The 16,369-nt window shown below is 64.7% G+C and carries 14 protein-coding genes and 1 tRNA gene; 1 reads left to right on the forward strand and 14 read right to left on the reverse strand.

All coding sequences use genetic code 11. From position 1 onward, the window contains the following. Position 1 precedes the first annotated feature (1 nt). On the reverse strand, positions 2–1,144 hold the full coding sequence (locus ACOQPH_RS11050; RefSeq protein WP_420621446.1) for an acyl-CoA dehydrogenase family protein: 1,143 nt from the start codon (positions 1,142–1,144) through the stop codon (positions 2–4). Positions 1,145–1,227: 83 nt separating this feature from the next. On the opposite strand from ACOQPH_RS11050, the gene ACOQPH_RS11055 reads away from it, so the two are divergent. Continuing rightward, positions 1,228–2,394: a nitroreductase family protein gene (locus ACOQPH_RS11055; RefSeq protein WP_420621447.1), complete on the forward strand. Its 1,167-nt coding sequence runs from the start codon at positions 1,228–1,230 to the stop codon at positions 2,392–2,394. Between the two features lie 149 nt (positions 2,395–2,543). On the opposite strand, the gene ACOQPH_RS11060 is transcribed toward ACOQPH_RS11055, so the two are convergent. From ACOQPH_RS11060 to cimA, 13 genes are all read right to left on the reverse strand, one after another. Then, positions 2,544–4,271 carry an ABC transporter substrate-binding protein gene (locus tag ACOQPH_RS11060; protein WP_420621448.1) on the reverse strand — a complete coding sequence of 576 codons (1,728 nt, stop codon included), beginning with the start codon at positions 4,269–4,271 and terminating at the stop codon, positions 2,544–2,546. Between the two features lie 115 nt (positions 4,272–4,386). Beyond that, positions 4,387–4,677 carry a hypothetical protein gene (locus ACOQPH_RS11065; protein WP_420621449.1) on the reverse strand — a complete coding sequence of 97 codons (291 nt, stop codon included), beginning with the start codon at positions 4,675–4,677 and terminating at the stop codon, positions 4,387–4,389. Between the two features lie 155 nt (positions 4,678–4,832). Continuing rightward, positions 4,833–6,080 carry a branched-chain amino acid ABC transporter permease gene (locus tag ACOQPH_RS11070; RefSeq protein ID WP_420621450.1) on the reverse strand — a complete coding sequence of 416 codons (1,248 nt, stop codon included), beginning with the start codon at positions 6,078–6,080 and terminating at the stop codon, positions 4,833–4,835. Then, positions 6,077–7,021 (reverse strand): branched-chain amino acid ABC transporter permease, encoded by a 945-nt coding sequence (locus ACOQPH_RS11075; RefSeq protein WP_420621451.1) that lies wholly within the window; start codon positions 7,019–7,021, stop codon positions 6,077–6,079. The genes ACOQPH_RS11070 and ACOQPH_RS11075 overlap by 4 nt, the downstream gene beginning before the upstream one ends. A gap of 178 nt (positions 7,022–7,199) precedes the next feature. Next, positions 7,200–9,026, reverse strand: coding sequence for a branched-chain amino acid ABC transporter permease (locus ACOQPH_RS11080; protein ID WP_420621452.1), 1,827 nt, complete (start codon positions 9,024–9,026; stop codon positions 7,200–7,202). A gap of 29 nt (positions 9,027–9,055) precedes the next feature. Then, entirely contained in the window at positions 9,056–10,114 is a 1,059-nt protein-coding gene (locus tag ACOQPH_RS11085; RefSeq protein ID WP_419554035.1) for a branched-chain amino acid ABC transporter permease, read from the reverse strand. Positions 10,115–10,136: 22 nt separating this feature from the next. Continuing rightward, positions 10,137–10,850, reverse strand: coding sequence for an ABC transporter ATP-binding protein (locus ACOQPH_RS11090; RefSeq protein ID WP_419554036.1), 714 nt, complete (start codon positions 10,848–10,850; stop codon positions 10,137–10,139). Beyond that, positions 10,847–11,608: an ABC transporter ATP-binding protein gene (locus ACOQPH_RS11095; RefSeq protein WP_420621453.1), complete on the reverse strand. Its 762-nt coding sequence runs from the start codon at positions 11,606–11,608 to the stop codon at positions 10,847–10,849. The genes ACOQPH_RS11090 and ACOQPH_RS11095 overlap by 4 nt, the downstream gene beginning before the upstream one ends. A gap of 227 nt (positions 11,609–11,835) precedes the next feature. Next, positions 11,836–11,910 (reverse strand) — tRNA-Gln (locus ACOQPH_RS11100). 62 nt (positions 11,911–11,972) lie between these two features. Next, positions 11,973–13,274, reverse strand: a complete 1,302-nt coding sequence (locus ACOQPH_RS11105) for a glutamate--tRNA ligase (RefSeq protein WP_420624348.1) — start codon at positions 13,272–13,274, stop codon at positions 11,973–11,975. Between the two features lie 73 nt (positions 13,275–13,347). Further along, entirely contained in the window at positions 13,348–14,106 is a 759-nt protein-coding gene (locus ACOQPH_RS11110; protein ID WP_420621454.1) for a hypothetical protein, read from the reverse strand. After that, positions 14,103–14,633: a hypothetical protein gene (locus ACOQPH_RS11115; RefSeq protein ID WP_420621455.1), complete on the reverse strand. Its 531-nt coding sequence runs from the start codon at positions 14,631–14,633 to the stop codon at positions 14,103–14,105. The genes ACOQPH_RS11110 and ACOQPH_RS11115 overlap by 4 nt, the downstream gene beginning before the upstream one ends. A gap of 62 nt (positions 14,634–14,695) precedes the next feature. Then, positions 14,696–16,366, reverse strand: a complete 1,671-nt coding sequence (gene cimA / locus ACOQPH_RS11120; RefSeq protein WP_420621456.1) for a citramalate synthase — start codon at positions 16,364–16,366, stop codon at positions 14,696–14,698. Positions 16,367–16,369 lie beyond the last annotated feature (3 nt).

Below are 16,369 nucleotides of genomic sequence, written 5' to 3' on the forward strand. Positions count from 1 at the left end.
CCTACCAGTCGGTGCCATCGAGCATGCGGCTGATCAGCATCTTCTGAACCTCAGAAGTGCCTTCGTAGATCTGGTACACCCTCACGTCCCGGTAGATCTTCTCGACCGGGTAGTCGGCCAGGTACCCGTAGCCGCCATGGATCTGGATGGCCTTCGAGGCCACTCGCTCGGCCATCTCCGACGCGAACAGCTTGGCCATCGAGGCCTCCCGGGCGCACTCGAGACCTTGGTCGCGCATCTGGGCGGCGTGCAGGTAGAGCTGCCGGGCAGCCTCGATCTGGGTCGCCATCTCGGCCAGGGTGAATGAGATGGCCTGGTGCTCAATGATGGGACGACCGAAGGTCTCCCGTTCCAAGGCGTACTCGTATGCGGCCCGCAGCGCAGCTCGCGCCCCGCCGGTGGCCTGGGCAGCCACGCCGATACGACCCAGCGAGAGGTTTCCCAGTGCGATGCCGAGGCCGCGGCCGGGCTCGCCGAGAACGTCCGCGGCCGGCACCCGCATGTTCTCGAAGACCACTTGGCAAGTGTCATTGGTGCGGTGACCGAGCTTGGTCTCGGTGGCGATCACCTGGTAGCCGGGATTGTCGGTCGGGGTGACGAACGTCGTGATGCCCCGTTTGCCGGCTGCGGGGTCGGTCACCGCCACGATCATCGCTAGATCGGCGCTGGAGCCTGCAGTGACAAAGGCCTTGTGGCCGTTCAACACGTACTCGTCACCGTCTGGGGTGGCCCGCGTCCGGATCGCCGCTGCGTCTGAACCGGTGTGCGGCTCAGTGAGGTGAAAGCAGCCCAGCCACTCACCGCTCGCGAGCTTGGTGAGGTAGTCGCGGCGCTGCTGATCGGTTCCGGACTGCTCGATCGCCGCAGCCACGGGCGAGTTGTTCGCCGCCATCATGTTGCTGATCCCGCCGTCGGCAGCTGAGATCTCCTCGATGGCCAACGCGTACGACACGAAATCGGCGCCCGCACCGCCCCAGCAAGGATCGATCATCACGCCCATGAGCCCGACGCCGGCCATCCGCCGGTACAGCTCCCGAGGCGCTCCCCCATCGCGATCCCACGCTGCCGCAAAGGGAGCGATCTCGCGCTGAGCGAAGCTCCGCGCGACGTCGCGAATCTGTTGCTGCTCCTCAGTCAACTGCACTGCGCCCTCCCCGAAGCGGGCTCCCCGTAGCGGGTGCATCGCGGCCAAGGCACCGCTGGCCCGCGGCGACCTAACGTACCGCCATGGGTGAACGCATCTCAGAAGCTGGATTCAATCTCGATCAGGTGGACCGTCTGCTCACGACCACGAGGGCCGTGCGCAAACGACTCGACTTCGACCGCTGGGTCAGCGACGAACTCATCTTCGAGTGCATCGATCTCGCGGAACAAGCGCCCACGGGCGGCAACGACGCAAGCCGTCGCTGGATCGTGATCCGGGACCAGGAGCTCAAGAGCCAGCTCGGGGAGTTGTACGCCGAAGTCGGCACCATCTTCATCAACGCCCGCGGGCGTCTCGACGGAACGGGTCACCCCAAGGAGCAGATCGTCAGCTCCAGCGCCTACCTCGTCGAGAACTATGCGAAGGCGCCAGCGCTGGTCATGCTCGCGATCTGGGGCATCCACGACAACAGCGGCCGGCCGGGACTGTTCGACAGCGCCATCGGGTCGGCATGGAGCTTCAACCTGGCCCTGCGCTCCCGCGGTCTCGGCACCGCCTACGCCACGATGCTCAACAACAAGCCCGACGAAGTGGCCGAGCTGTTGGGCATGCCGCCGGGCCTGACCACGCTCGTGTGCTTCCCGGTGGCCTACACCAAGGGGACCGAATTCTCGCCAGCGCCCCGACGGCCGGCGAGCGAGATCACCTACTTCGACCAGTGGGGCTTCACTCGCCAGCGGCCGAGCGCCGACGGCACAGCCAGGGTCACCGACGGTCAGGGCGTCGTCGTGGAGGTCGACACCGATGCACGTCCTCGAGCGGTCTGGGAGGTCATCTCCGACATCAACATGCCAGCCGAGTTCTCCGAGGAGTTCCTGGGTGCCGAGTGGACATCCGACGGTCCTCCAGGCGTCGGATCCACCTTCAAGGGCCGCAACTCCATTCCGGACGTGTTCGACTGGCAGACCGACTGCATCGTCACTGCCTGGGAGGAGCGCACAGCATTCGAGTGGTGGGTGACCGACACCGAGAACCCTGGCGCGGTGTGGCGTTTCGACCTCGCCGAGCAGGGCGGTGGCAGCCGGCTGCGATTCTCGATGCTGATCGGCCAGGAAAACAACGGCACCGTGCCGATCGCACTCCGTGATCCGGCGAAAGAGCAGCGTGTGCTGAACCGACGCCGGGAAACCCTGCGAGCCAACATGCAGCGCGTCGTCGAAGGCGTCAAAGCACTGGTCGACGGCGACTGAGACGCCAGACCCTCGCCAAGCGCCAGCCACGCCACAACAGCACGAACGCGAGAGGGCCGGCGGGCTGATGCCCGCCGGCCCTCTTCGTTGACCGTTCGGTCAGCTAGGGGTTCAGATGCAGCCGCACCTAGTCCCCCATCGACAGTTGCCTAGCGGCAGCCGCCGTTGTCCTTGTCCCAGGCGCAGTTCGTGGACTTGCCATTGACGTCCACGACGTCACCGACCTGGTTCCAAGTCTGCACGGTGGCGTCGAACTGGCTGAAGTCCGAACCCTCGACGAAGTACGCATCAGCGTTGCCGTTGAGCTGGGTGATGATGCCGTCGAGAAGCATCGGGTGGTAGACGTCGATCGAACGCACCGCCAGGATGAAGTTCGTTCGGTTCAGACCGCCCGGAAGATCAGCCGCGATGCGCAGCGCCTCGCCGTACGGATAGCCGTAGGTATAGCCGATGGCGTATAGCGACACCTTCGAGTCCAAGCCACCCGCCTCGAGGTTGGCGTTCACGAACGACATGAACGGCTCATCGACGAACTTCGGATCGGTGGAGTCCTTCGACCCGCCGCCGATGATCCACCAATTATCGGCGGAATCACCAGCCGGCTTCATGTAGGCCTCGATGCCCTTGCACACCGACGGCGTGAACAGCGCGCCGCCCTTGGCGTTGATGTCGTCGTACAGGCCGCTCTGACCGGCTTCCTGGATGGCCAGCAAGCACGGGTTGCCCGCCGTCATCGAAATGAACACATCAGGCTCGAACGCCAAGATGGTCGTCATCTCGTTGGTCAGCGTCGGCGCAGCCGGGTCGTGACGCACCGGCAGGTACTCGCTCACCACGTCGGAGTTGGCACCTGCCCACTCCTCGAAGCCGAGCTCGTAGGCCAGACCGAAGTCGTTGTCCATCACCAGACCGGCAACCTTCACCGGCAGCAAGTCAGCCAGGTTCTCCTTGATCCAAGCACCCCACAGGATCGACTCGGTCGAGTACGACATCTGCATGATGGTGGTCCACGGGTGGTTGACGGGGTCGCCCCAAGCGGGGTGGCCGGTCATCACGAACGGGTGCGGGATGCACTCCTCGTTGATCTTGTCGTACACCGCCAAGGTGTTCGGCGAGCCCAGCGTCAGGATCGAGAACACGTTCTCCGCCTCGATCAGCTCGTCCACGAACTCGATCGTCTGAGCGGCCACGTAGGCGTCGTCCTTGACGATCAGCGTCAGGTCACGCGCCGAGCCGCCGACCGTGATCGGGTCGTTCTCGTTGATCCAGTTGAAGTAGTTCTCCCAGCCGTAGGCGATGTTGCCGTACGCAGCAAGGTTGCCCGACTGAGCCGTGGTGTGGCCGATGCGGATCTGCGAGTCGGTGATGCCCGTCGTGTCCGACCAGTCGTCGGGACACGCGTTCATGTCGATCTCGAAGCCCTCAGGGCCGCGCAGGATGCCGTCGTCGCCGACGCCGTACTCACCGGCCTCGATCTTCTCGGTCAGCGTTGCAACAGCCTTGGCGCGGCGAGCAGCGGCCTCTTCGAAGATGCCTTCGAGGGTGGAGCGATCAAACATCATCTCCGCCTCTTCGGCCATCTCCTCTTCGGCCATCTCCTCTTCGGTCATCTCCTCTTCTTCGGTCTCGCCGGCAACAGCCGCCTCGATGTCCTCCTCGGCAGCGGCACCGCCGAGAGCACCAGTGGCACCCTCGTCTTCGTCCTCTTCCATCTCCTCTTCCATCGCCTCGTCATCGCTTGGCGCGGCGGTGGTTTCGGTCTCTGTCTCGCCGGCTCCGCCATCATCCGCGTCGTCATCGCCGCCGCCGCACGCAGCGGCAACAAGCGAGAACGCGAATAGCAGGGCCAGCAAGCGCCACATTCGACGCTTGGTCATGTTGTCTCCCCCTTCGGTTACAAAAGACAAACCGGAGGCGGAATCGCACAGAAACCCCAACCGGTAGAGAGCGACGTTAGTTCTCGGCGTTGGGCTGGTCACCAGCCGGCCCATGTCAATTCTGCAACGATTTCGAATTCGCGATCCTGTGACAGGACGCGTATGGGCCTGCCGGCTTCATGTAGGCCTCGATGCCCTTGCACACCGACGGCGTGAACAGCGCGCCGCCCTTGGCGTTGATGTCGTCGTACAGGCCGCTCTGACCGGCTTCCTGGATGGCCAGCAAGCACGGGTTGCCCGCCGTCATCGAAATGAACACATCAGGCTCGAACGCCAAGATGGTCGTCATCTCGTTGGTCAGCGTCGGCGCAGCCGGGTCGTGACGCACCGGCAGGTACTCGCTCACCACGTCGGAATTGGCACCTGCCCACTCCTCGAAGCCCTCAGGGCCGCGCAGGATGCCGTCGTCACCGACGCCGTACTCCCCCGCCTCGATCTTCGCAGTCAGCGTTGCAACAGCCTTGGCGCGGCGAGCTGAGGTGCGTCAATCTCGCGACGATTTCAAGCGCGCGTTCGATTTCCGGGAGAACGGGGAGCCTGCGCTCCGCGGCGTCGTGCGAACATCCCGACAAGGCCCCGAGGGAAGACCAACGTCAGCGCCACCAGCAGCACACCGAACACGAACTGTTCTTCATCGAGCAGGCTCAGGAGCTCGCTGACCGGACCGAGCCCGCTCACACCGCCGACGAGCTCTCCGATCCACGAGAAGACTTCCCGGATGACAACGCCCAACACTGAACCCCACAGCGAGCCCAATCCGCCGAGCACGGCAGTGGCATACAGCACCAAGGATTCCTGAAACGGATATGACTCCTGCGAGGTGAACGGCACGAGCACGATGCCAAGGGCTCCTGCGAGGCCAGCCAGGGACGCACTCACCACAAACGTATTGACTCTGGTGGCCACCAGGTTGACGCCGTACACAGCCGCGGCCGTGTCGTTGTCCCGAATTGCACGCATCGCCCGACCCGGCCGACTGTTGATGACGTTGTGCGTCACCCACATCGCCAATGCCACGATCGCCAAGCAGATCAGGTAGCGATACAGCCCCTCAGCCCAGCGACTCGTGCCGAACCACTCTGGTGGCACCATTTCGGCGCCCACCGCCCGGCCACTGACGCCCCCCGAGAATGCAGGGACGCGCTTGGCGAGCGGCTGGAACACGATGGCAAGCCCGAGGGTCACGAGCGCGAGGTGGATGCCCTTGATGCGCAGGGCCGGGAGGCCGACCAGCGCACCGACCGCGCCCGCAACAGCGGCCCCCGCGAGGATTGAGAGGAGCCATGGCAACCCCATGTCGTCAACGGCGTATGCCGCAGCGAACGAACCGACCGCCACGAAGACCCCATGACCCAGGCTGATCATGCCGCCATAGCCCGTGGCGATATTCACGCCCAGCACCGCAAGGACCATGACCACGATCTGAGTGTTCTGCCGCAATTCGGTCACCGTGCTGGTCAGCGGCATCACGATCAGCCACGCTCCTGCCAGCAGGGCGCCGATCCAGCTGAGCGGGCTTATCCGCCGACGCCCCGGGGGCGCTTGCGATGGCTCCTTTGGGAAACCGTCCGTTACAACTCCAGCGCTGGGGGGTACTGGCCGCTCATGTACGGCTTGGGACGCGCCGGTCGCCGCTTGCTCCGCCTCCCCCGGTGGGGCAAACACCGCAAAGACGCTGGCATCGGAACCCGAGACCTCATCGTCGTCGCCTGGGCGAGGCAACGGAGTCGGCCACCCGTCGCCGCTCACACCCGCTCAATCTGCCGAGTGCCGAACAAGCCGGCCGGCCGCACAATGAGCACGACCACCATCGCGACCATCGCAGGCAGCACGCTCAGCTCGAAGCCGATGAACGGGACATAGGCGGGGATGAGCGTCTGACTCAGACCGATCACCACGCCGCCGATCAGCGCCCCCTTCGGCGAGTCCAACCCTCCGAGGGTGGCGGCCGCAAAGGCGTACACCAGCACCCGCACCATCATCGTGGGCTCGAGCAACACTGAGTTGGCGCTCATATTCGCCGCGATGGCTCCGAGCCCTGCCGCCAGTGCCCATCCATACATCAGCGTGGGTCCGATGCGGATCCCGTTCAGCGCCGCCGACTCTGCATCGATCGAAACTGCCCGGAACGCGAGGCCAGCCCGCGTGTAGCGCAAGAGCAAAGCCAGCAGTGCCAACAGCGTCAGCAGCACGAGCCACGCTCCGACCGTCGAGAATCGAAGCCGGGCCCCAGCGATGCCGAAGTGGTCGTCGGGAGAGGACGGGAAGAACGTCGGGAAAACGCGCGGCCCGGTTCCCCACCATTGACCCATCAGCGAATTCAGCGCCAGCAGGATGCCAATGGTGACGTTTACGAGCGCTAGCTCCGGTGCGTTTCGCAGTGGCCGAATGAGCACACGCTCGGTCGCAGCTCCGGCCGCGATGCCGATGATGACAGCAAGGGCGATCGCCAACGGTGTAACCAGCGGCGCCCCGATCCACGACGCCAGCCCGCCCCCCGTGACGCCGGGTGCCGCCCCGGCGAGCAGGACGAAGGCGACATAGGCCGAGAAGGTGGCCATCTCGCCCTGGGCGAAGTTCAACAGTCCGGTGGACCGGAAGATGATGACCAGCGCCAACGCCAGTGATGAGTAGATGGCGCTGTTGAACAGGGCGTCGAAGATTCGCTGCAGCAGCAGAGCTAGATCCATCTCAGCTGCTCAGCCTTCCTCGGTTCTTGACTGTCACCTGACTCGACACCCTTGCCGTCGCCTGGCCCATGGCCCGACAAGCCGCCGCTCGGAGAAGCAGCCCAGCGCGTCGCCCGACAGCGATCCCCACGATGCCCAGCAACCCAGCGGCGGCGTGAGGTTCGCCGCTGAACTCTTGCTACGCCGAGGTGCCGACGTCTTCAGGTTCGGGGGCGGGGGCAGACTCAGCCTTGGGCTCGGCGAAGACGAAGTACCGCAGCCCGACGACAACCACCACTGCGATGGAAATGACGCTCAACACCAGCGCGAGCATGCTCTGCGTTGGCCACCCGACCAGCCAGAAGCCAACCGGCGTCTCTGAAGCGTCGATGGCAGGTCGTGCGATCTCGCACAGCTCGGCGACCGACATGGAGCTGATCTCGCCTTCCGGCAAGGTGGCGCAGAAGTCGCCAGCCGTGCCCACGAAGTCCTTCGACTTCCGGGCCTCGTTGACAAGAGGAATTGCGGGGACCGTCCTACCGTCAGGATTGACCGTCACAGCCTCTCGAGCAAGGTGCCCGACGTGGTGGGCTCGCAGCGCGATGTTCAAGGCCAAGGTCTTGATGTACGCAAAGCTCAGCACGCCGATCACACCGGCCGTCGTGGCTTGCGAGATCACTGCAGCTGCGTTTTCGCCACGTCGGCCGGACTTGGCCGCTCGAAGCTCGTTCATCGACACAAACACGACGATCGGTGCGAGCACGACGATGCCGAATCGAAGCGCAAAGGCCAGCGTGCCGAGAATCAGGTTGTCGACGTTCATCAGCACCCAGCCGATGACCAGCAACACGGGGCCGAGCACGGCGAACCGAAGCGCCCACGTCGCTCGAGTTGACGACGGCCCTGGATCCAGATCATCAAGCGATGCGATGGGGTCACCATCCGGTGTCAGCGGAACAACGTGGATGATCTTCTTCTGGACCGCAGTCACCATGGAGGCAATGCCGCCGGGAGCGAAGAAGGTGAACAAGATGAGGATCAGGCCGAAGATGGCAGCCGACAGCGGGCCATCGCCATCAAGTGTGTAGAAGCCCAGCGGGATCGAAATGCGCTTGGTGAGGTCTCGCACCCACACAACGAACAGGCCGCCGAACACCGATCCTTGCAGGGTGCCGACACCGCCGATCACCAAGCCGATGATCAGGTCGATTGCCAGCAGGAAGGTGAAGTCCTGGCCAGCCACGAAACCCTTGTCCAAGCACCACATGAGGCCCGCCAGCGAACCGAGCGAGGCGCTCAGCGCGAAGTTCACGGTCTTGTACAGCGGCAAGTTCACGCCGTACACAGCAGCACCGGATTCGTTGTCACGAATGGCAAGGACTGCTCTGCCGGGCCGGCTTCGCATGATGTTGCGGACCAGCATCAGCGCCATCACGACGATGGCCAGCAGGATCCAGTAGCGATACGCATTGGCGCCGCGAGCGCCGTCGACACCCGGCAGCCACTCGAAGAAGCTGGAGAAGCCAGACTCTTGCCGGTCGACTTCCTCGGCGACATCTCGCCCGTTTGGTCCACCGGTGCGACGTGCGATGCCCAATTCGTCGATGTTGACGAGAGTTGGGAACACGGCTGCCTGCGCGATGGTGACTAACGCGAGATATAGACCTTTCACGCGGAGTGCCGGCAGACCGACGACCACCCCGATGGCAAATCCAACAACCAGGACGACCGGGATGATCATCCAGTAGTCCCAGAGCTCGTCTTGGACCATCGAGGCCGCGACGAACGCGCCGATGCCCATGAACGCCGAGTGGCCCAAGGCGAGCATGCCGTTGAACCCGACGACCAAGTTGACGGCAAGAACTGCAACCATCAGCACGAGTGCGCGGTTCATCTTGCCGATCTCGAACGGCTGCAGCACGAGCGGCACGAGGACCGCCAGCGCAATGGCGTAGCCCCAGCTCAGGAACTGCCACTGACGGTGCTGCGTGCTCCCCTTGGAAACGATGAGCAGTGGTGAACTCATACCTCAGCAACTCCCCTTGGGTCGTTGAGCTAGACGCGCTCGATGCGGCGGGTTCCGAAGAGCCCCGCGGGACGGAACAGCAGAACGATCAGGATCAGCAGGAATGCCATTGCCAGCTGCAAGATCGAGAAATAGGCCTGGCCCATCACAACGACGCCGAACCACGAGACCAGCACCGCCTTGATGAGCCCGACCAATAGGCCGCCGATCACTGCGCCGCCGAGGCTGTCAAGCCCGCCGAGTGCTGCGGCAGCCAATGCGTAGATCAGGATGGTCAGCATCATGTTGGGGTTGACACCGCCCAGCGCGGGTGCGACGAGTGCCGCACCAAGCGTGCCGAACACCGATGCCAGCGCCCAGCCGAAGCCCAGCGTGCGGCCGGTGTTGACACCCACGAGCCGGGCAGACTCGGCGTTGGACGACACCGCCCGGAACGCAAGCCCAGCCTTGGTCTTGCCCAGGATGATGGCGAGAGCGACCAGCGCCAGCGCCAGAGCGACCCACGTGCCGATCGTGCGGTAGTGCAGGCGAGCGCCGAGCACTTCCCAGAATGTCCGGCCGACCATGTCGCAGGTCTCTGCATCGATAGTGCCCGGTGCGACTTCCCGCAAGACACCCTCGGCGTCGGGGGCGCAGTTAATCATCCCGTCGCTTGTTGTCTTGAGTTCGCTGCCGTTGGGCACCCAGCTCGGGAATGCGCCAAACGGATCGTTCACACGGCGCACTTGGTAGTTCCAGATATCGCCCGCTACGGCGTTGATGATCAAGAACAAGCCCAGCGTGATGAGCACCACCGGAAGGTGGTCGTCGGGGTCGAAGGGTCTGACGAGCGCTCGCTCAACTGCGGCGCCGATTGCTGCGCTCACGAGCATCGCCACCAGGATCGACAGCCACAGCCACCAGCCCCGCTCGATGTTGAGCACATACACAAAGAACGCGCCGAGCATCGCCAGCTCGCCGGTGGCGAAGTTGATCAGCGTCGTCGCCTTGAAGATCAGCACCAGCGCCAGCGCTACCGCGCCGTAGACGGCACCATCGCGAAGGCCGTTGAAGATGAAATCCGGGAGAATGTCGAAGTTCCAGTTCACGGTCTGATCCAGTCCCTTCGCGTCAAGCGCCCAAATACGCTTCCTGCACTGCAGGATCGTTCTTGAGCTGATCGGCGAGTCCATGCAGAGCGATCTCGCCGCTCTCGATCACGTAGCCGTAGTCGGCCATGTCCAAGGCCAGGTTGGCGTTCTGCTCGACGAGGAGCATCGTCAACCCGGTCTCCTTGTTCAACTGGGCGAAACGCTCGAACAGGTCCTCAATGATGAGCGGAGCCAAGCCCAGCGATGGCTCATCGAGCAGCAGCAGCCTCGGCCGGCACATCAGTGCCCGGGCCACCGCCAGCATCTGCTGCTCGCCGCCGGAGAGCGAGCCGGCGAGCTGCTCGCGTCGCTCTTCCAGCCGGGGGAATATCTCGAACCAACGATCAATGTCGACGTTGACCTCGTTGTCCCTGCGGGTGTAGGCGCCGATCTTCAGGTTGTCCAAGACGGACAGCTCGGGGAACGTGCCTCGACCCTGCGGCACGTGCGCTACGCCTCGCCGTACGATGTCGGCCGTCTTGGACCGCGAGATGTCGTCGCCTTCCATCAAGATCGTGCCGGACGTCGTGCACATGTTGCACACTGCGCGCAGCGTTGTCGTCTTGCCCGCACCGTTGGCGCCGAGGATCACCACGACGTTCCCTTCGGGCACTTCGAAGTCGAGGCCACGCAGCACCTCGACCGCGCCGTAACGCGCGTGGAGGTCCTCGACCTTCAGCATCATCTCTGTCATGAAGAGCTCCCCAGGTACGCCTCGATGACCTCCGGGTCGTTGCGCACGACATCGGGGTGACCTTCAGCGATCTTGCGGCCGAAGTTGAGCACGACGAGGTGCTCGCTGATGTTGAGCACCATGCGCATGTGGTGCTCGACAAGCAGGACCGACAGGTTATGCCGGTCACGAATGTCCTTGATGTCCTGGGCGAGCGAGTCGACTTCTTGGTGGGTGAGTCCTGATGCGGGCTCGTCCAGCATGATGAGACGCGGATTCGAGATCAGCGCCCGGGCCAGTTCGATGCGCTTGAGCGTGCCGAAGGGCAGGCCCGCGGCGGGGTTATAGGCGTACTGCTCAAGGCCGAGTTCCTCGAGCACATCCCAGGCTCGTCGGCGCAGATTGGTCTCTTCGCTGCGGGTGCCGAGGCGGAATGCAGCCGTGAAGAAGTTCGCCTTGGTGCTGGTGTGATCGCCCACCATGACGTTCTCAATCACCGTCATGCCGCGCCAGAGCGCCAGGTTCTGGAACGTCCGGTAGACGCCGACCTGGCTGATCCGGTGCGCCGGCATGGCCAGCAGGTCATGCCCGTCGAACGTCACAGAGCCGGTCGTCGGGTCGTAGATCCGGCTGACCACGTTGAACAGGGTGGTCTTGCCGGCGCCATTCGGTCCGATGAGCCCGAGGATCTGTCCTTCGTCCAGAGTGAAGGACAAATCGTCAAGCGCGCGGATGCCGCCGAACTGCACGGAGATGTCTGAGACTTCGAGCAACGCCACGCGCTGAACCCCCTCCGGTCCGAGCCGATCAGGAGACCGGCCGCAGGCAAGTTATCAGGTCGGCTCGGCTTCGTGAGTTTCCGTATCGAGCCCCATACGGGCCAAGCCAGCGGGTGATGCTAGGCCGCCGACGTGCAACAAGTGCAAATCGGGTCGGGAACGCCGCCGACGCCGCAGTGCGTCCGTCTTGACGAGTGCTCAACGGCCGAGGGGTGCCCGCAGTCGCCTGGTTCGGGGAGGAGGACTCGAACCCCCAATGACTGGACCAGAACCAGATGTGTTGCCAATTACACCATCCCCGAAAACGCACACAGGCTAGCGCTGCGGACATTTGCCCAGCCCGGGGATTTCTTCACGCATCGGATCAGCGTACGAGCCTCGCCTGCGCTGCGGCGAGTCGAGCGAGCGTGACATTTCGACCGAGCAGGGCGAGCGATTCGAACAACGGAGGACCCACGGCACGGCCGGTGATCGCAACGCGCACTGGTGCCTGCGCCTTGCCCAGCTTCAGGCCATACTCCTCGCCAATCCCTCGCAGCGTGGCATGCAATGTCGCAGCGTTCCAATCCGCCTCAGAAAATGCGGCACGCGCGCGGTCGAGGATGTCGCCTGCTGGCGGAGCCATCGCAGCAGCCCAGTCGTCGGGATCGATCTCGGGTTCGGCGAAAAGGAACGCAATGCGGTCGGGAGCGTCGGACAGCAGGCGCGTGCGCTCGCGGATCAACGAGGCAACGTCGCTCAACGTCGCTGCGTCGAGATGAGTTCCCCAGGGCTCGGCGCGCACCCAAGGCTGGATCGCTGCAGCGAACCCTGCGTCGTCGAGCGAACGCAGGTACTGGCCGTTGATCGCAGTGAGCTTGTCCATGTCGAACATGGCAGGTGCCGCATTCACGTCGACAAGATCGAACAACTCGACGATCTCAGCGAGCGGTCGCACCTCGGTTCCATCGGGCGGGCCCCAGCCCAGCAGCGCGAGGTAGTTCACCATGGCCGCCGGCAACACGCCCCGGTCGCGATAGCTGGTGAGCGACACGTCGTCGCGTCGCTTCGAGAGCTTCTTTCGCTGCTTGTTGACGATAAGCGGCAGGTGGGCGAATGTCGGCACATCGGTCGCGCCCAGCGCAGCTCGTAGCAGCAGCACCTTCGGGGTCGTGTTCAGCAGGTCCTCGCCTCGCACCACATGCGTGATGTCCAGATCGAGGTCGTCCACGGCGTTGGCGACGAAGAACGTCGCGCTGCCGTCGCTGCGTCTGACGACGAAATCCTCGATCGAAGCGTTCGGGAACTCGACGCGACCTCGCACGATGTCGTCAAAGGCCGTCACCCCGTCATCGGGAACCGAGAATCGGACCGCACCCTCATCGAGGTAGGCCTGCCCTGCGTCGAGCCAGCGCTCCAGGGCAGCGTCATAGAGGGCACCGCGCTCGCTCTGGAAGACCGGCTCGCCATCAAAATCCAGTCCCAGCCAGTCGAGCATCTCAAAGATCTGGTTGATGTGAGCGGTTGTCGCGAGTTCGGCGTTCGTGTCTTCGATGCGCAGCACCATTTCGCCGCCGCAGTGACGGGCGTGGAGCCAGTTGAACAACGCCGTACGTGCAGTTCCCAGATGCGGCAGCCCTGTGGGTGCGGGCGCGAACCGCAGCCGGGGCCGCACGGGCACCGACATGCCGGCTGATGGTGTGCTCACCGTAGACACGGGGCCACCCGAAGACGTGGGTCGTGAGCGCTCGAGGCGCCGCTCAGCACTGGCCGGTGCTGCAGTTCGGGTCGCTCGAATCGACCCAGCGGCCCACCGGCCTGCCGGCCATCGCGAGCAGGCGCTGCAGCGGCGGCGTGGACAGGTCGATCGGGAGCACCTCGAGGCCCGGCCAGACCCGCACGCTGGGTGCTGCTGCGAGCACCCGGTCCACCACCAGCTCATCGAGCCCGGCGCCGGCGCTGATTGCTTGCTGCAGGTCGTAGCCCAAGATCGTCAGCTCCACAACTCGCGTCCACAGCAGCTCGCGCAGCCGGGGGCTGAAGCCAGCACCGGCATCGAGGCCGGCTGCTACAGCGAGCACCGTGCGGACGCTCTCGATGATCGGCTGCGTCGGATCGGGACGATCGGCGCTGCGAGTGCCGAAACCGAGCCCGGTACCCGTAGCAGGCGTGGGGAACTGCACCGGCGGCGGTACTGGCTGGCCGCTCATCTGCGCCGCGGCTACCAGGTTCCCATCGGCCGCGCGGGCCAATAGGTCAGCCACCGCGTAAGCGCCCAGCGGCGGTGCCAGCGGCATGGGAATGTGCTCCCACGCAGGCAGCCGCATCCGCGCGGCGAAATCGGTGCACGCCCGGCGGTGCAACCGCAACAGCTCGCGGTCGGTTGGCATCGGCATGGTCGAGCTGGTGGGTGGAGTGGTGGTCTGGGCGTTCGTCATCTGGGCCATGAGTATCTCAGTCAGTGTCGTGGTGGCCGGCGTTGTCGGTTCGTTGAGTGCCCGCCCGGGTCCTGCGCTCACGCATCTGGATCTCGCGTCAAGCCGAGGGCATCCGATTCGTAGCGACGCTTGATCTCTGCCGGTGTCAGGGCGAGCACGTCTGTCGGGACGCAGGCGACCAACTTGCGCACGTGGTTGTAGTGGTGTGCATCGGCTGCACCCTCGAAGAGTGCCTCACGGCGCGCAACCAACGCCGCCAGGGGGTGCTGGTCGAGGTAGCCAAAGGCCAAGTACCCCGCCTCGAGGTCCCACACGACCGGCGCTCGCCTGAAGATCGAGGCGCGCTTGAGCGCCACCGCCACACAGCCGGTGTCCACATCGCGACGATCCTCGCCGTCGGCGAGGTACACCCGGTCGTCGAACAGATGAACCAGCCCGTACGCGTAGCCCTGGTCGGGCCCCTGATGTCCCCGCAACGCCCCCGTGGGCTGACCAGCGGCAAGGTCGCCGGGACGTGCGGCCTTCCAGCGTCGGGGCGTCACCTCTGGCGAGGAGTACGCGCGGACCTCGCAAAGCGGTCCGACCCGGACGTGGCGTGGCGCAGCCATTTCCGCGCAGTCTAGGAAGTGACGGCGGGGCCGACCGTGGTCAGCACCTGCCGCCTCGACCGCTACCCGCTTGCGTCCTCACCCTGGCGGTGGCGCATCAGGGCATAGATGAGCGAGTCGCGCAAAGCCAGCCACGACGCCTCGATGATGTTCTCCGAAACGCCGATGGTTGTCCACGTCGTCTCGCCGTCGGTGGAGTCGATGAGCACCCGTGTGACCGCTTCAGTGCCGCGGTCGGCGTCCAGCACACGGACCTTGTAGTCGGTCAGGCGTACGGAATCGAGCTCCGGGTAGTCGTTGCGCACCGCCTGTCGGAAGGCGTTGTCGAGGGCATTCACCGGGCCGTCGCCCTCGCCGACGGTGACCCGACGCTCGCCGCCCACGATGATGCGCAGCGTCGCCTCCGTATCGAATTCGGCCTCGCGGCCCCGCTCAACGAGCACCTTGAACGATTCAACGTTGAAGTAGTCGAACGTCTGCCCAGCGGCCCGGCGCAGCAGCATCTCCAACGAGGCGTCGGCGACCTCGAAGTGGTAGCCGGCGTGCTCGAGCCGCTTCAGCTCGTCCACGACACCCGACATCGCCGCCTTGTCGATCTCGATGCCGAGCTCGGCTGCCTTCAATTCCACCGACGCCCTCCCCGACAGGTCTCCGAGAAGGAACCGGGTGCTGTTGCCGACAGCGGCGGGGTCGACGTGTTCGTAGCTGTCGGGTCGGCGAGCAATGGCACTCGTGTGCAGGCCCGCCTTATGAGCAAATGCGGAAGCCCCGACATAGGGCTGCTGGTTCTGTGGAGGCATGTTCACCAACTCGGCCACGTGGTGCGCCACCGATGTGAAGCGGGTCAAGCACTCCTGCGGCACGGTCTCGATGCCCATCTTGAGTGTGAGATTCGGCACGAGCACCGTGTTGTCGCAGTTGCCCGTGCGCTCGCCGTAGCCGTTGACGGTGCCCTGCACGTGGGTTGCACCAGCGACGACACCCGCAACGGCGTTAGCTACGGCGCAGCCGGTGTCGTTCTGGGTGTGCATGCCGATCTGGACGCCTTCGAAGTGCTGGACCACATTGCGCACGATCGTGGAGACCTCATGCGGCAGCGAACCCCCGTTGGTGTCACACAGCACCAGGCAGTCGGCGCCGTTGACCGCCGCTGCCTCCAGCACCGACAGAGCGAACTCGGGATTCCGCTTGTAGCCGTCGAAGAAGTGTTCCGAGTCGAAGAAGACGCGCAGCCCCTCCCCCTTCAGAAACTCCACCGAGTCGCCGACCATGGCGATGCCTTCGCTGAGCGGCTGCCGGAGAGCTTCGGTGACGTGGTAGTCCCATGACTTGCCCACGATGCACACGGTGGAGGTTCCGGCCCCAACGAGCGCAGCCAGGGTCTGGTCGTCGTCGACGCGGCCGCGGGGCCTTCGGGTCGAGCCGAATGCCACCAATGTCGCATGCTCCAGTTCGAGCTCGTTGGCTGCCCGGGCGAAGAATTCCTCATCTTTGGGATTTGAGCCGGGCCAACCACCCTCGATCCAGTGAATGCCCAATGCATCGAGCTGACGGGCCACCTTGAGCTTGTCGTCGGGCGATACCGAGATGCCTTCGAACTGCACGCCGTCGCGCAGCGTGGTGTCGAAGATCTCGACCTTGGAGGGCCACGATGGGTCGCGCACTCCGGCCCGGTCCAGCGGTGCCGCCGAGCCTGGCTCACCGGCCGCGCCGCCTGTTCGGTTCGAACTCATGTC

Source organism: Candidatus Poriferisodalis sp., assembly GCF_965221945.1.
GTDB lineage: Bacteria > Actinomycetota > Acidimicrobiia > Acidimicrobiales > Poriferisodalaceae > Poriferisodalis.

Bases quoted from the DNA above. Each gene is read 5' to 3' on its own strand.
- ACOQPH_RS11055 (WP_420621447.1), top strand. From the start codon at position 1,228: ATGGGTGAACGCATCTCAGAAGCTGGATTCAATCTCGATCAGGTGGAC.
- ACOQPH_RS11060 (WP_420621448.1), bottom strand. From the start codon at position 4,271: ATGACCAAGCGTCGAATGTGGCGCTTGCTGGCCCTGCTATTCGCGTTC.
- ACOQPH_RS11075 (WP_420621451.1), bottom strand. From the start codon at position 7,021: ATGGATCTAGCTCTGCTGCTGCAGCGAATCTTCGACGCCCTGTTCAAC.
- ACOQPH_RS11080 (WP_420621452.1), bottom strand. From the start codon at position 9,026: ATGAGTTCACCACTGCTCATCGTTTCCAAGGGGAGCACGCAGCACCGT.
- ACOQPH_RS11090 (WP_419554036.1), bottom strand. From the start codon at position 10,850: ATGACAGAGATGATGCTGAAGGTCGAGGACCTCCACGCGCGTTACGGC.
- ACOQPH_RS11105 (WP_420624348.1), bottom strand. From the start codon at position 13,274: ATGTCGGTGCCCGTGCGGCCCCGGCTGCGGTTCGCGCCCGCACCCACA.
- ACOQPH_RS11115 (WP_420621455.1), bottom strand. From the start codon at position 14,633: ATGGCTGCGCCACGCCACGTCCGGGTCGGACCGCTTTGCGAGGTCCGC.
- cimA (WP_420621456.1), bottom strand. From the start codon at position 16,366: ATGAGTTCGAACCGAACAGGCGGCGCGGCCGGTGAGCCAGGCTCGGCG.